The 13,368-nt window shown below is 62.7% G+C and carries 15 protein-coding genes; all 15 read right to left on the minus strand.

The genetic code is table 11. The features are described 5' to 3' along the window. Positions 1-21: 21 nt before the first annotated feature. The 15 genes from fliP to fliE all read right to left on the minus strand — a co-directional run bounded on the left by fliP (position 22) and on the right by fliE (position 13,363). The gene (gene fliP, locus PMM47T1_RS26290; RefSeq protein WP_008374859.1) at positions 22-774 is read right to left on the minus strand and encodes a flagellar type III secretion system pore protein FliP; all 753 of its coding nucleotides are present in this window, start codon (positions 772-774) and stop codon (positions 22-24) included. Then, positions 774-1,244, minus strand: a complete 471-nt coding sequence (gene fliO, locus PMM47T1_RS26295; RefSeq protein ID WP_008374863.1) for a flagellar biosynthetic protein FliO — start codon at positions 1,242-1,244, stop codon at positions 774-776. Before fliO ends, fliP begins: the two co-directional genes overlap by 1 nt. Then, positions 1,245-1,706 (minus strand): flagellar motor switch protein FliN, encoded by a 462-nt coding sequence (fliN, locus tag PMM47T1_RS26300; RefSeq protein ID WP_008374866.1) that lies wholly within the window; start codon positions 1,704-1,706, stop codon positions 1,245-1,247. It abuts the gene before it with no gap. Between the two features lie 53 nt (positions 1,707-1,759). After that, positions 1,760-2,728 carry a flagellar motor switch protein FliM gene (gene fliM / locus PMM47T1_RS26305; protein WP_008374868.1) on the minus strand — a complete coding sequence of 323 codons (969 nt, stop codon included), beginning with the start codon at positions 2,726-2,728 and terminating at the stop codon, positions 1,760-1,762. A 9-nt stretch (positions 2,729-2,737) separates the two neighbouring features. Then, complete coding sequence (gene fliL, locus PMM47T1_RS26310; protein WP_008374871.1) at positions 2,738-3,244, minus strand: flagellar basal body-associated protein FliL; 507 nt, start codon at positions 3,242-3,244, stop codon at positions 2,738-2,740. A gap of 165 nt (positions 3,245-3,409) precedes the next feature. Then, on the minus strand, positions 3,410-4,855 hold the full coding sequence (locus tag PMM47T1_RS26315) for a flagellar hook-length control protein FliK (protein WP_008374873.1): 1,446 nt from the start codon (positions 4,853-4,855) through the stop codon (positions 3,410-3,412). 161 nt (positions 4,856-5,016) lie between these two features. Beyond that, complete coding sequence (locus PMM47T1_RS26320) at positions 5,017-5,361, minus strand: Hpt domain-containing protein (RefSeq protein ID WP_008374875.1); 345 nt, start codon at positions 5,359-5,361, stop codon at positions 5,017-5,019. Between the two features lie 26 nt (positions 5,362-5,387). After that, positions 5,388-7,100, minus strand: a complete 1,713-nt coding sequence (locus PMM47T1_RS26325; RefSeq protein ID WP_008374877.1) for a fused response regulator/phosphatase — start codon at positions 7,098-7,100, stop codon at positions 5,388-5,390. Beyond that, positions 7,097-7,402, minus strand: coding sequence for an STAS domain-containing protein (locus PMM47T1_RS26330; protein WP_008374879.1), 306 nt, complete (start codon positions 7,400-7,402; stop codon positions 7,097-7,099). Before PMM47T1_RS26330 ends, PMM47T1_RS26325 begins: the two co-directional genes overlap by 4 nt. An 88-nt stretch (positions 7,403-7,490) precedes the next feature. Continuing rightward, positions 7,491-7,940 carry a flagellar export protein FliJ gene (gene fliJ, locus PMM47T1_RS26335; protein WP_008374881.1) on the minus strand — a complete coding sequence of 150 codons (450 nt, stop codon included), beginning with the start codon at positions 7,938-7,940 and terminating at the stop codon, positions 7,491-7,493. A 6-nt stretch (positions 7,941-7,946) separates the two neighbouring features. Further along, on the minus strand, positions 7,947-9,305 hold the full coding sequence (gene fliI / locus PMM47T1_RS26340; RefSeq protein ID WP_008374883.1) for a flagellar protein export ATPase FliI: 1,359 nt from the start codon (positions 9,303-9,305) through the stop codon (positions 7,947-7,949). Further along, a complete protein-coding gene (gene fliH, locus PMM47T1_RS26345) occupies positions 9,295-10,059 on the minus strand; it encodes a flagellar assembly protein FliH (protein WP_008374885.1) in 765 nt (254 codons plus the stop codon). Before fliH ends, fliI begins: the two co-directional genes overlap by 11 nt. 159 nt (positions 10,060-10,218) lie before the next feature. Further along, a complete protein-coding gene (gene fliG, locus PMM47T1_RS26350) occupies positions 10,219-11,238 on the minus strand; it encodes a flagellar motor switch protein FliG (RefSeq protein WP_008374887.1) in 1,020 nt (339 codons plus the stop codon). Next, entirely contained in the window at positions 11,231-13,018 is a 1,788-nt protein-coding gene (fliF, locus tag PMM47T1_RS26355; RefSeq protein ID WP_008374888.1) for a flagellar basal-body MS-ring/collar protein FliF, read from the minus strand. The genes fliG and fliF overlap by 8 nt, the downstream gene beginning before the upstream one ends. Before the next feature lie 15 nt (positions 13,019-13,033). Continuing rightward, on the minus strand, positions 13,034-13,363 hold the full coding sequence (fliE, locus tag PMM47T1_RS26360; RefSeq protein WP_008374890.1) for a flagellar hook-basal body complex protein FliE: 330 nt from the start codon (positions 13,361-13,363) through the stop codon (positions 13,034-13,036). Positions 13,364-13,368: the final 5 nt, after the last annotated feature.

A 13,368-nucleotide genomic window follows, 5' to 3' on the forward strand; every position in this document is an offset into this window, starting at 1 on the left:
GACGAATCTCCGTGCGGGGTCTCAGACGCCGCCAAAACTGCTGGCCAGGGTACCAATGATCAGGGCCCAGCCATCCACCAGCACAAACAGCATGATCTTGAACGGCAGCGAGATGATCAGCGGCGACAGCATCATCATGCCCATGGCCATCAGCACACTGGCAACCACCAGGTCGATGATCAGGAACGGGATGAAGATCATGAAGCCGATCTGGAACGCCGTCTTCAGCTCCGAGGTGACGAATGCCGGCACCACGATGGTCAACGGTGCCTGGTCGGGGCTGGCAATGTCGGTGCGGCGCGACAGGCGCATGAACAGGTCCAGGTCACTCTGGCGGGTTTGCGCCAGCATGAAATCCTTGACCGGCCCTTCGGCCTTCATCACCGCGTCCTGGGCGCTCATCTTCTCGGCCAGGTAAGGCTGCAGGGCCTGCTGGTTAACCTTGTCGAACACCGGCGCCATGATGAACATGGTCAGGAACAGCGCCATGCCCGTGAGCAATTGGTTGGACGGTGTCTGCTGCAGGCCCAGGGCCTGGCGCAGAATGGAGAACACGATGATGATGCGGGTGAAGCTGGTCATCAGCATGACGAACGCCGGAATAAAGCTCAGCGCCGTCATGATCAGCAGGATCTGCAGGCTGACCGAATACTCCTGCTGGCCGTTGGCGCCAGTGCCCAGGGTGATCGCCGGGATCGACAACGGGTCGGCCGCCAGCGCCATCGGCGCGGCCACCACCAGTGCCAGGGTCAACAAAAAGCGCAACGCGCCCATCAGTGCTTATCCTTCTGGTCCTTGCCCAGCAACTCCATCAGGCGCTGGGCGAAGTCTGGCGAGGCCGGCTTGGTTTTCGCCGGCATCTGGATGGGCTGTTGCATGACGTGCAGCGGGGCAATGCGCCCCGGGCTCAGCCCCAGCAGAATCTGTTCGTTGCCCACCTGCACCAGCACCAGCCGGTCACGCGGGCCCAGGGCGCGCGAGCCCAGCAGCTCGATCACCTGGCCGCCGTGGGGGGTGGCCTGCTGAACTCGGCGCAGCACCCACGCCAAGGCGAAGATCAGGCCAATCACCAGCAGCAGGCCCAGCATCAGCTGAGTCAACTGCCCGGCCATGCCGCCGCCGCTCAGTGCCGAGCCCACCACCGGCGCCGTGGCAGCCGGGGTCGCCAAGGTACCAGGCGCGGTGACCGTGGCGGCGAACGCCGGCAACGGCAATGCCAGCAACAACGTCAGCAAACGGCCCATTCAGCGCAGCTTCTTGATACGTTCGCTGGGGCTGATCACGTCGGTCAGGCGGATGCCGAACTTTTCGTTGACCACCACCACCTCGCCATGGGCGATCAGCGTACCGTTGACCAGCACGTCCAGCGGCTCGCCGGCCAGGCGGTCCAGCTCGATCACCGAGCCTTGGTTGAGTTGCAACAGGTTGCGGATGTTGATGTCGGTAGCGCCCACTTCCATGGAAATGGTCACGGGGATATCGAGGATCACGTCCAGGTTCGGACCGTCCAGGCTCACCGGGCCGTTAGGCTTGGGCGAGCTGCCGAATTCTTCCATGGGCAGGCGCGAACCCGAGGCACCGCCATCGGCTGCCAGCAGGGCATCGATGTCGCTTTGCCCGGCGTCGCCGGATTCACCCAGGGCCGCAGCCCATTCGTCAGCCAGGGCCTGGTCTTCCGGGGAAGTCATTTCGTGTTCGTCAGCCATCAGATGTCCTCGACGGTCAATAAATTCAGGGTTAATACCTTATCGACAACGCCTCAGCGACGTTCGATCGGCTCAATCACTTGCAGCGCCAGGTTGCCCTTGTGGGAACCAAGCTTGGCCTTGAAAGACGGCACGCCGTTGGCGCGCAGAATCAATTCGTCGGGCAATTCCACCGGGATAACGTCCCCCGGTTGCATGTGCAGGATGTCGCGCAGGCGCAGCTGGCGGCGGGCCACGGTCGCACCAATGGGCACGCTCACGTCCAGCACGTCTTCACGCAGGGCCTTGCTCCAACGTTCGTCCTGGTCATCCAGGTCGGACTGGAAGCCGGCGTCGAGCATTTCGCGCACCGGCTCGATCATCGAGTACGGCATGGTCACGTGCAGGTCGCCGCCACCGCCGTCCAGTTCGATGTGGAACGTGGAGACCACCACCGCCTCGCTGGGGCCTACGATGTTGGCCATGGCCGGGTTCACTTCGGAGTTGATGTACTCGAAGTTGACTTCCATGATGGCCTGCCAGGCTTCCTTCAAGTCGATGAAGGCCTGGTCCAGCACCATGCGCACCACGCGCAGCTCGGTGGGGGTGAATTCACGCCCCTCGATCTTCGCGTGGCGGCCGTCGCCGCCAAAGAAGTTATCCACCAGCTTGAACACCAGCTTGGCGTCCAGAATGAACAGGCCAGTGCCGCGCAATGGTTTGATCTTCACCAGGTTGAGGCTGGTGGGCACGTACAGCGAGTGCACGTATTCACCGAACTTCATCACTTGCACGCCACCCACCGCCACGTCCGCCGAGCGGCGCAGCAGGTTGAACATGCTGATGCGGGTGTAACGGGCGAAACGCTCGTTGATCATTTCCAGCGTAGGCATGCGGCCACGGACGATGCGGTCCTGGCTGGTCAGGTCATAACTTTTGACGCTGCCCGGCTCACCATTGCTTTCGGTTTGCACCAGACCATCGTCCACGCCATGCAGCAGCGCGTCGATTTCATCCTGGGACAGCAGGTCTTGCACGGCCATGTCGTGTTCCTACTGCAATACGAAGTTAGTGAAAAGCAGCTGGTCGATGACCGGCTTGCCGACTTCTTTCTGCGCCACTGCCTGCACGGCGGCCGTGGCTTTCTGGCGCAGCATTTCCTCACCAACCGGGGTGGCCAGGGTGGCGAAGTCTTCGCCCGAGAACATCATGACCAGGTTGTTGCGGATCACCGGCATGTGCACCAGCAGCGCATCCAGGTCGGCCTTGTCACGCGCCTGCATGGTCAGGCTGACCTGCATGTAGCGGTCGCGGCCGTCCTGCTTGAAGTTGACAACGAACGCAGGCGTCAGCGGCTCGTACAGGGCGGGCTGCTTGCCTGCCGGGGCTGCGGCGGCCGCTTCGGCCGGCTTGGCCTCGGCGCCCTTGTGCAGGAAGAACCAGGTGGCGCCTATGGACGCACCAATCACCAGCAGCAGGACCAGGACAAGAAGAATGATCATCTTGAGTTTGCCTTTGCCTTTTACCGCAGGGTCTTTCTCTGCTTCGCTCTTCGCCATGCCAATAATCCGTCACTAATCGGGGGGTTAACACTCACCTGCACAGGCAGGAGCAAGTGTTATGCCAGAGTTGTCAGGATTTTCACAATGCGATGAAACGCAACCACCACCGTCGGGGAGCTGGCGTGCCAGTGAGCTTTTGGGGCCCCCGGCACGCGGCGGGGGTCAGGCGTAATAGTCGATGGCGCTGGTGCCGACGATGACTTGCTGAACGGTGGGCTCGGCCGCCAGTGGCGAGGCCGCGGCCACGCCGTCCAGGCTGTCGCTGCCGCGAGTGCCGCGCGCGGTGCGCTGGCCCTGCTGTGCCTGATCCTGGGAGGACTGTCGCGACTGGTCGGAAACATTGACGTCGAGCTGGCCCATGCCCTGTTCGGCGAACATGTCCTTGAGCTTGCCCTGCTGGCTTTCCAGCGCTTCGCGCACGTGCAGGTGGGCGCTGGTGAAGGTCACTGCGGTCTGCTGGTCGGGGGTCATGTCGACGCGAATGCTCAGACGACCCAGCTCCGCCGGCGTCAACTGGATGTCGGCCGACTTGAGGTTCTGGCTGGACAGGTACATTACCCGGTTCACCACGCCCTCGGTCCAGCCGCTCTGGTTCATGGCCAACTGCGTGGTCGGGGCCTGCACGGGGGCAGGCGTGGCCGCGACGGTCTTGGCGGTGGGGGCATCGGTCATGGCCGCCAGCCGATTGGCGAAGTCATCGATGCGCGTGTCGGCCGTGGCGCCCTTGACGTTCTTCAGGCCGTCGTCGATCTGGCTGTCGAACGCCTTGTCGCCGGTGCCGTCACTCGAACCCTTCTGCTGCACCACCATGGCCGCCAGGCCGGTGGCGAAGCTCTGGTCGGCATCGGAGTTGACGGCGCCCTGGGTACTGGCGTCGTTGTCGGTCTGGGCGTGGGCCGAGGTAGTGCCCTGGGCCTTGGCATTCTGTTCCAGCGCCAGGCGCAGGGTGGGCATGTTGGCCAGCGGGTCGTCCTTGGACGGGTCGAAGCTGTCGCTGTCGGTGGTGCTGGCCGTGGCACCCTGGGCCGGTACCTGGGTTTGCAGCAACGCAGCGGTTTGCGCCGGGTCCACCACGGGCGTTGGCTGGGCCTGCGCCTGGGTGGGGTCGGGCGTGGCGGCCACGGGGGTGGTCGGGTCCGGCGTGGTGACTGCTACCACAGGCGTATCGGTGGCGGTGCTGGTGGTGGCGTCGCTAACCGAGTCATCGTCCTGGTCGTCGTCCTTGCCCTTGCCCTTGTCTGCCTTGTCTGCCTTGTCGGTGTTATCGGTTTTACCCGCCTTGTCGCTCTTGTCCGCCTTGGCGGTTTTATGGGCAGGCAAATTCTTGCCGCTATCGGCAACGGCCGGCTTGGAAGCGGCAGTGTCCTTGTCAGTGGCGGTCTTGCTCTTGGCCTGGCTGGCGGTGGCGTCCTGCTTGCTGGCCGCCTGCTGATGATCAACCGTGGCCACTTTGGTGGGGGTAGCCTGGGATTGCTTGGCGTACACCTTGGCAAAGTCGGCAGACGCGTCCTTGGCGGGCTCGGCGGCTTTGCTCAGGGTGGCCAAGGTACTGGCCTGAGTGCTCGCCGCACTGCTGATCTGCAAGAGAGGGTTTGACGCGACTGACATTGACAGGTCTCCACTGCACTGAATCGGGGGTACAGGTGCAAAGGAGATAGCAAGAGTCGGGCCAGCTTTGTAAGCGCGTAGACACGATTCTGTGGGAGCGGGTTTGCCAGCAAGCCTTCATCGCCCTCAAAAGCTTGCGGGCAAGCCAGCGCCCGCACCTGTCAGCAGGGGAAGCGTTGACGCTCGTCGCGGTAGAGGCGGCGCACTTCGGCGAATTCGTGGTCGATGCGGTTGACCAAGTCTTCAATGCCGTTGAGTGGCGGATGCTTGACGCGCTCTTCCAACTGGTGGCAAAGGTCAGCCAGCTGGTTGGCGCCCATGTTGCTGCTGCTGCCCTTGAAACTGTGGGCAGCCAGGCCCAACTGCTTGGGGTCGGTGGCCTTGTGAAGTTCATTCAGCCGCGCCTCGGAGTCAGTCAGAAAGGTATCCAGCAACAGCGGATACTCCTCCTCCATGACCTCCTGCAGCGCGCTCAGCACGTCGTAGTCCAGATGTTGATTAGACACTTGTTCGCTCCTTGATCAAGCCGGGATTATGCCAGAGCCTCCCAGGAAAATTCCACGCAGGCACTGCGGCCGTCTTCCGACCACTGGGCACTGTGGCTCAGTTGCCTGATCAGCTTCAGCCCCCGGCCGGAAAGGCCTTTTTCCTCGGCGGGGCGCGTCATGACCTGACGGGCGTCAAAGCCGTGGCCGCTGTCCTCCACATCAATGATCAGCCGCCCGCCACTGCCTTGCGGCTGGACCAGAAAGTGCAGGCGCACATAGCCGTCCTTCAGCTGGTTGAGGCGAGTATTGCGCTGCTCGTAATATTTCGCAAATCCCTCGGCATCGCGCTTGAGGGTGGAGTCCAGCCCCAGCACGCCATGCTCCAGGGCGTTGGAGTACAGTTCCGACAATACGCTGTACAGCGCCCCGCTCTGCGCTCGCAGGCCATGGATTTCCTGGAGCAATTGCAGCAGGTAAGGCAACGGGTTGAAACGCTTCAGGGTGTCGGCGCGCAGTTCCAGGCTCATGGACCAGTTCAGCGGGCTGGAGGCGCCGCTGTCGGAATACACCGTGGCCGGCTGCTCCAGGGAATCGGGCTCGACCATTTCCACCTGGACCATGCTGACGTCGTCGCGCGATTCACCGCGAAAGGTCTTCAACGCCGCCTGAATGTCCTCGAACAACAGGTCGGGGTTCTTGTTCAGCTCGAACACCCGCTGCAACCGCTCCACACCAAACAACTGGTCGTCGGCATTGGCGGTGTCGATCACGCCGTCGGACAGCAGGAACAGCCGGTCACCCGGTTGCAGCGCAAACACTTCGGTCTTGTCCTGGAAAGTCGCCCGTGACAACACGCCCAGCGGCAGATGACGAGAGCGCAGGGGCACATGCTCGCCGGTGTCCAGGCGATGCAGGTAACCGTCCGGCATGCCGCCATTCCACACCTCTACGATGCGCCGCTGAAAATTGAGGTTGAGCAGGGTCGCGCAGCAAAACATGTCCACCGGCAGGATGCGCTTGAGCTTGGCGTTCATCTCCCGCAGGATTTCCGGCAGGCCGTAGCCCTTGGCGGTCATGCCATAGAACACTTCTGCCAGGGGCATGGCGCCCACGGCAGCGGGCAAGCCATGGCCGGTGAAATCGCCCAGCAGCATGTGCATGCCGCCCGACGGCGTGAACGCTGCCAGCAGCAGGTCGCCATTGAACAATGCGTAGGGGGATTGCATGTAGCGGATGTTGGGCGAGCTGAGGCAGCCCGAATGCGCCACCTGGTCGAACACCGCCTTGGCCACGCGCTGCTCGTTGAGCAGGTAGCCGTGGTGGCGGGTGATCAGGTCGCGCTGCTCCAGCACTGTGGCTTGCAGCCGACGCAGGCGGTCCATGGCCTTGATCTTGGCGGCCAGGATCACCTGGTTGTAGGGCTTTGCCAGAAAGTCGTCGCCCCCCGCCTCCAGGCAGCGCACCAGGGCTTGCTCTTCAGTCATGGAAGTGAGGAAAATGATCGGCACCAGCGCTTCGCCGGCCAGCTCCTTGATTTGCCGCGCCGCCTCGAAACCGTCCACCACCGGCATCATGGCGTCCAGCAGCACCAGTTGCGGGCGGCGCTGGGCAAAGACTTCGACTGCTTCCTGCCCATCGCTGGCGGTCAACACGCGATGGCCCTGGCGCCGTACAATGCTGGACAGCAACATGCGATCAGTCATGTTGTCGTCGGCAATCAGTACGGTCAGCGGTTCACTGGCCTCGAGCATGGTCATTCGATCTTGAACAATTTGTCGAAATTGGAAATCGCAAGGATTTTCTTCACGTCGCTGTTGCTGTTGACCAGCCGTACCTTGGCCGCATCGCCGCCGGCGTGGTCACGTAGCAGCAACAGCATGCCCAGTGCCGAGCTGTCGAGGTAGGTGGTATTCTTGAGGTCGATTATGTAGGCCTTGGGCTTTTCGTTGCCACGCTCGTAGGCGTCACGAAATGACTGGTGGGAGCCAAAGTCGAACCGACCAACAATGCTGATGGTCAGCTCTTTTCCCTGGGCAGAGTATTCAGCTTTTACGGCCATGTACAAAATTCCTTTAAATTAGCCAGCTCCGTACAAGGTTTAGCATCGTGGACGGCCACCGGCAACCTGCGCCTTGACAAATAACTGGCTAGAAGCCGGCCTGACGCGGCAAACGCTGGGACAGTTCATCGAGCAGCTTCTGCTCGCGCCTGTCCTCCAACTGCCGGGCTTCGTCGATATAACGCTGCACCAGCTTGCGCAGGCCTTCTACCCGCGCGTACGCCTGCTGCCAGGTAACCCGGGCGTTCTCGAGGTTTTTCTGGTGCCAGGCCAGGCTCTGCTTCTGTTGGGCAACGGCGGTTTCCAATTGGTTCAAAAACCGCTGGTAGTTCATTAGCCACTGGCCGGAAACGCCCTTGCTGCCGTAGGTATGCCACTGGGCCTGATAGTCTTCGCGGTAGCGGTCAAGCTCCGCCAGCTTGCCTTCGGAGATGCGCACCTGACCCTGAAAATGCCCCAGCCGCTGGGCGGCGGTGCGCTCGGTCTTTTCGGCCATGTCTACCACCGGGGCCAGGCGTGCTGCGCGACTGATCGCCATGGCCTATCAGCTCTGCGCCACGGGTTTGAACACGGCCGCCAGGCGTTCGCCGCTGGCTTCCAGGCTTTCGTTGTCGTCCAGCCCCTGGCGCAGGTAGCGTACCAGGGTGGGGTGCAGGTTGATGGCCAGGTCCGTCTCGCGGTCGCCGCCAGGCACATAGGCGCCGACGCTGATCAAGTCGCGGCTTTGCTGGTAGCGCGACCACAGCTGCTTGAACTGCTGGGCCTGGGCCATGTGCTGCGGGCTGACCACGCTGGGCATGACCCGGCTGATGGACGCTTCGATGTCGATGGCCGGGTAGTGCCCCTCCTCCGCCAGGCGCCGGGACAGCACGATGTGGCCGTCAAGCACACCCCGCGCCGAGTCGGCGATGGGGTCCTGCTGGTCGTCGCCTTCCGACAGCACCGTGTAAAAGGCGGTGATGGAGCCACCACCGGCCTCGGCGTTGCCGGCGCGCTCCACCAGCTTGGGCAGCTTGGCGAACACGGACGGCGGGTAACCCTTGGTAGCCGGCGGCTCGCCGATAGCCAGGGCGATTTCCCGCTGGGCCTGGGCGAAACGGGTCAGGGAGTCCATCAGCAACAGGACGTTCTTGCCCTTGTCGCGGAAATATTCGGCAATACGTGTGCAATACATGGCGGCGCGCAGGCGCATCAGCGGCGCTTCGTCAGCCGGCGAGGCGACGACCACGGAACGCTTGAGGCCTTCTTCGCCCAGAATGTTCTCGATGAATTCCTTCACCTCGCGGCCCCGCTCGCCAATCAGGCCTACCACAATGATGTCGGCCTCGGTGAAGCGGGTCATCATGCCCAGCAGCACACTCTTGCCCACCCCGGTACCGGCGAACAGGCCCAGGCGCTGGCCGCGGCCTACCGTCAACAAACCGTTGATGCTGCGAATGCCTACGTCCAGTGGCTGGCTGATAGGGTCGCGCTTGAGCGGGTTGATGGTGGGGCCGTCCATGGGCACCCAGTCTTCGGCCTTCATGCCGCCCTTGCCGTCCAGGGCACGGCCGGCACCGTCAAGAATACGCCCCAGCATGCTCATGCCCATGGGCAGGCGGCCGGTGTCGGCCAGCGGTACCACGCGGGCGCCCGGGGCAATGCCGGCAACACTGCCCACTGGCATCAGGAATATTTTGGTGCCGGAGAAGCCCATGACCTCGGCTTCCACCTGCACTGGGTGATGACTGTCGTCGTTGATCACCACGCAGCGGCTGCCCATGGCGGCGCGCAGGCCTTCGGCTTCCAGGGTCAGGCCCACCATGCGCAGCAGGCGCCCTTCCAGCACGGGCTGCGCCGGCAGGCTGACCACCGACGCGTAGCCGCTCAGGCGCTTGGCAAAACTGGTGCGGTCAAGGCGCATCTGGGCCATCCAGCTCGACGCTGACATCGGCTTCGGCGGGGTGCAGCGCTTGTTCATGCAACTGGTCGAACAGCTGCGCCAGGGCTTGGGTAATGCGCGTCTCGATGCTGGCGTCGATACGGCTGTGCTCGGACTCTACGCGGCAGCCGCCGGGCAACAGGGCCTCGTCTTCAACGATGCGCCAGGTTTCTTCGTGACGCTCGCGCAGGGCCTTGATCTGGTCGAAGTCCTGGGGGTTGATGAAAATCCGCACGTTGCCGGCGCCCATGGGCAGCAACTTCAACGATTCACGCAACACGTGTTCGATCTGGCTGGAGTCGGTGCTCAGCTCGCGCTGGATCACCTGGCGGGTGATGTGCCCCACCAACTCCACCAGCGATTTTTCAATCTGACTGTCCTGCTCGGCGATGGGCGCCATCAGGTGCTCCATCAGCTGTTCCAGGCTTTGCAGCTTGGCCGACAGGGCCACTTCGGCCTCTTGGCGCACCTTGAGGGTGGTGCTGTGGAAACCTTCCTTCTCGCCCGTGGCGAAGCCTTCGTTGTAGGCCTCCTGGCGGATGCTTTCCAGCTCTTCCAACGTCAGCGGCTGGACTTCCTCCAGCGGCACTTCCTCGATTTCTTCAACCAGGGGCTCGGGTTCCGGCTCGGGCTCGGGCACTTCGGGGTCGAAGCTGGGGATGGCCCACAGGTCGAAACCTTGCAGATCCTTGGCGCGGATCAAATCGCTTGGGTGTTCTTCAGAGGGGCGGGACATTGATTATTCCTGATGGCGCCAGAATGCTTGAGGTCGGCGGTGGCCTCTTCGCGGGCAGAGCCCGCTCCCACACTGGCCGATGTGGCCTGACCCTATGTGGGAGCGGGCTCTGCCCGCGAAGAGGCCCGCCCGGTCAACGTGAGACCACGAAACGGCAGCTTAGATCATTTCCTCGCCGCCCTTGCCGCCCAGCACAATCTCGCCGGCCTCGGCCATGCGACGGGCAATGGTAAGGATTTCCTTCTGCGCCGTTTCCACGTCGCTGACCCGTACCGGCCCCTTGGCTTCCAGGTCGTCGCGCAGCAACTCGGCGGCACGCTTGGACATGTTCTTGAAGATCTTTTCCTTGACGTTCTCGTCCGAGCCCTTGAGGGCCAGCACCAGTACGTCGGAGGACACTTCGCGCAGCAACGCCTGGATACCGCGGTCGTCCACGTCGGCCAGGTTGTTGAACACGAACATGAGGTCTTCGATCTGACCGGACAGGTCTTCGTCGACTTCGCGAATAGAGTCCATGAGCGCACCTTCCACCGAACTGTCGAGGAAGTTCATGATGTCGGCCGCACGCTTGATACCACCCAGGGTAGTACGCGAAGCGTTGGAGTTGCCCGAGAACTGCTTCTCGAGGATCTGGTTCAATTCTTTCAGCGCCGCCGGTTGCACGGTGTTGAGCGACGATACCCGCAGGATGATGTCCAGGCGCACCTTGTGGTCGAAATGGCCCAGCACCTCGCCAGCCTGGTCGGGGTCCAGGTACGCCACCACGATCGCCTGGATCTGCGGGTGTTCGTAACGGATCACGTCGGCCACAGCGCGCGGTTCCATCCACTTCAGGCTGTCCAGGCCGCTGGTGTTGCCACCCAGCAGGATGCGGTCGATCAGGCCGTTGGCCTTGTCTTCACCCAGGGCGCTGGTGAGCATCTTGCGGATATAGGTGTCCGAACCCACGCCAAGGCTGGTCTGGTCGCCGACGATCTCGACGAACTCGCTCATTACCTGTTCGACCTGCTCGCGGTGCACGTTGCGCATCTGCGCCATCGCCACGCCCACGCGCTGAACTTCCTTGGGCCCCATGTGCCGCAGCACCTGGGCGGCATCGGTCTCGCCCAGGGACAGCAGGAGGATGGCCGCCTTGTCGACTTTGGTCAGTTTGGCGGCAAGCGCTTGATTGTTACTCATCGGCGTTAATCCACTCTTTCACGACCTGGGCCACGCGACCCGGGTCTTCGGCCACCAGACTCTTGATTGCGTTCAACTGAGCGTCATATCCCTCGCTCGGGCTAGGCAGCAGGATACTCTGCGGCCCACCCAGGGTGACACGATCGTTGGCCAGTTCGCCATCCAGACCGCCCATGCCACCCAGTTCCACGTCGCCGTCGGCGCCGACCAGCCCTTTGTTCTTGCCACCGCTGATGTTGTTGAGCACAGGGCGCAACACACCAAATACCAGCACCAGGATGAACAGCACACCCAGTACCTGCTTGACCACATCCCAGAACCACGGCTGCTGGTAGAAGGCAATTTCCGGTACCACTTCGCCACGGTCCGCCGAGAACGGCGCATTGATCACCGTCACGCTGTCGCCACGGCTGGCGTCAAAGCCAACGGCATCCTGCACCAGGCGGGTGAAGCGCGACAGGTCGTCGGCGCTCCACGGGTTGTGGCTGACCTCGCCCTTCGCGTCGGTCTTGACCTGGTCATCCACCACCACCGCCACCGACAGGCGGGTCAGGCGACCCTGCTGCTGCTTGGTGTGGCTGATGGAGCGGTCCAGTTCGAAGTTCTTGGTGGACTGGTTACGCTTGTCGGCCGGGTACGGCGCCAACATCGGCTGACCAGTGGCGGGGTCCATGATCTGTTGACCATTGGCGTCCAGCAACGGTTGGCCTGGCGGAATCGCTGCCGGGGCTGCCGGGGCTGCCGCGCCGCCGGTTTTCTGAGGCGCGCTGGCAGGCGAAGGCGGCTGGTTGCTCAGGGCACCCGGCACGCCCGAAGGGCCGCTGCCGCTGGAGCGCTGCTCGGTCACCGACTGCTCGCTGCGCAGGGCCGGTTGATCAGGGTTGAATTGTTCGCTGGTGGATTCCACGGCACTGAAGTCTACGTCTGCCGATACTTCAGCCTTGTAGCGATCGTTGCCCAGTACCGGTTCCAGAATGTTGTGCACACGCTGGGTGAGCATGCTTTCCATTTTGCGGCTGTAGTCGAACTGCTTGCCGGCCATGGTCAGCTCGGAGTCTTGCAGTTGCTCGGACAGCAGGTTGCCCTTCTGGTCCACCACGGCAACGCCGGACTTGTCCATTTCCGGCACGCTGGTGGCCACCAGGTTGACGATGGCCAACACTTGGCCTGCGTCCAGGGTACGGCCCGGGTACAGCTCTACCAATACCGACGCGGTGGGCTTGCGGTCATCGCGCACGAACACCGAGCTTTTCGGAATGGCCAGGTGCACACGGGCACCCTTGACGTTGTTCAGGCTGGAGATGGTGCGGGCCAGCTCGCCTTCAAGGCCTTGACGGTAACGCGCGGTTTCCATGAACTGGCTGGTGCCGAGCGCCTGTTCCTTGTCCATGATTTCATAGCCGACGTTGCCGTCGCTAGGCGCCACGCCGGCAGCCGCCAGCTTCATCCGCGCACGGCCGATGTCGTCAGCCTTCACCAACAGTGCGCCGGAGTTCGGCTCAACGGTGTAAGGGATGTCGGCCGCGTTCAGGGTCTCCATCACTTGCTTGGTGTCCATGCCGGCAAGACTGCCGTACAGAGGACGGTAATCAGGTTGCTGCGACCACAGCACCACGGCAAAACCAATCGCCACGCTGGCAGCCAGGCCGACCAACAGGCCCACCTGACGCAACATGGTCATCTTGGAAATATTTTCCAGGAATGACAGGCCAAACAGCGGCGCTTTGCCACCGGCTGCGCCGCTCTTGGCGGGTACGTTATCCACGACTGCGTCTGCCATGTCTCAATCTCGCCCTTAAACCGGCATCTGCATGATGTCTTGGTACGCCTGAACCAGCTTGTTGCGTACCTGAGTCAGCGCCTGAAACGACACGCTGGCTTTCTGCGACGCCACCATCACGTCGGTGATGTCGACACCGCTCTTGCCGATTTCGAAGGCGTTGGCCAACTGATCCGACGCCTGCTGGGTGTCGCTGACCTTGTTGACCGCATTGCCGAGCAAGTCGGCAAAGCTGCTAGTGCCCGCCGCTTCCGGGGCGGCAGCAGTCTTGCTGGCACCCATGGCGTCAGCCTGCATGGTGCGCATGTCCATAATCAGACGGTTGAATTCAATACCTTGGCTCATGGATC

Source organism: Pseudomonas sp. M47T1, from assembly GCF_000263855.1.
In the GTDB taxonomy this organism is placed as follows: Bacteria; Pseudomonadota; Gammaproteobacteria; order Pseudomonadales; family Pseudomonadaceae; genus Aquipseudomonas.

Bases quoted from the DNA above. Each gene is read 5' to 3' on its own strand.
- fliP (WP_008374859.1), bottom strand. From the start codon at position 774: ATGGGCGCGTTGCGCTTTTTGTTGACCCTGGCACTGGTGGTGGCCGCG.
- fliO (WP_008374863.1), bottom strand. From the start codon at position 1,244: ATGGGCCGTTTGCTGACGTTGTTGCTGGCATTGCCGTTGCCGGCGTTC.
- fliN (WP_008374866.1), bottom strand. From the start codon at position 1,706: ATGGCTGACGAACACGAAATGACTTCCCCGGAAGACCAGGCCCTGGCT.
- fliM (WP_008374868.1), bottom strand. From the start codon at position 2,728: ATGGCCGTGCAAGACCTGCTGTCCCAGGATGAAATCGACGCGCTGCTG.
- fliL (WP_008374871.1), bottom strand. From the start codon at position 3,244: ATGGCGAAGAGCGAAGCAGAGAAAGACCCTGCGGTAAAAGGCAAAGGC.
- PMM47T1_RS26315 (WP_008374873.1), bottom strand. From the start codon at position 4,855: ATGTCAGTCGCGTCAAACCCTCTCTTGCAGATCAGCAGTGCGGCGAGC.
- PMM47T1_RS26325 (WP_008374877.1), bottom strand. From the start codon at position 7,100: ATGACCATGCTCGAGGCCAGTGAACCGCTGACCGTACTGATTGCCGAC.
- PMM47T1_RS26330 (WP_008374879.1), bottom strand. From the start codon at position 7,402: ATGGCCGTAAAAGCTGAATACTCTGCCCAGGGAAAAGAGCTGACCATC.
- fliJ (WP_008374881.1), bottom strand. From the start codon at position 7,940: ATGGCGATCAGTCGCGCAGCACGCCTGGCCCCGGTGGTAGACATGGCC.
- fliI (WP_008374883.1), bottom strand. From the start codon at position 9,305: ATGCGCCTTGACCGCACCAGTTTTGCCAAGCGCCTGAGCGGCTACGCG.
- fliH (WP_008374885.1), bottom strand. From the start codon at position 10,059: ATGTCCCGCCCCTCTGAAGAACACCCAAGCGATTTGATCCGCGCCAAG.
- fliG (WP_008374887.1), bottom strand. From the start codon at position 11,238: ATGAGTAACAATCAAGCGCTTGCCGCCAAACTGACCAAAGTCGACAAG.
- fliF (WP_008374888.1), bottom strand. From the start codon at position 13,018: ATGGCAGACGCAGTCGTGGATAACGTACCCGCCAAGAGCGGCGCAGCC.
- fliE (WP_008374890.1), bottom strand. From the start codon at position 13,363: ATGAGCCAAGGTATTGAATTCAACCGTCTGATTATGGACATGCGCACC.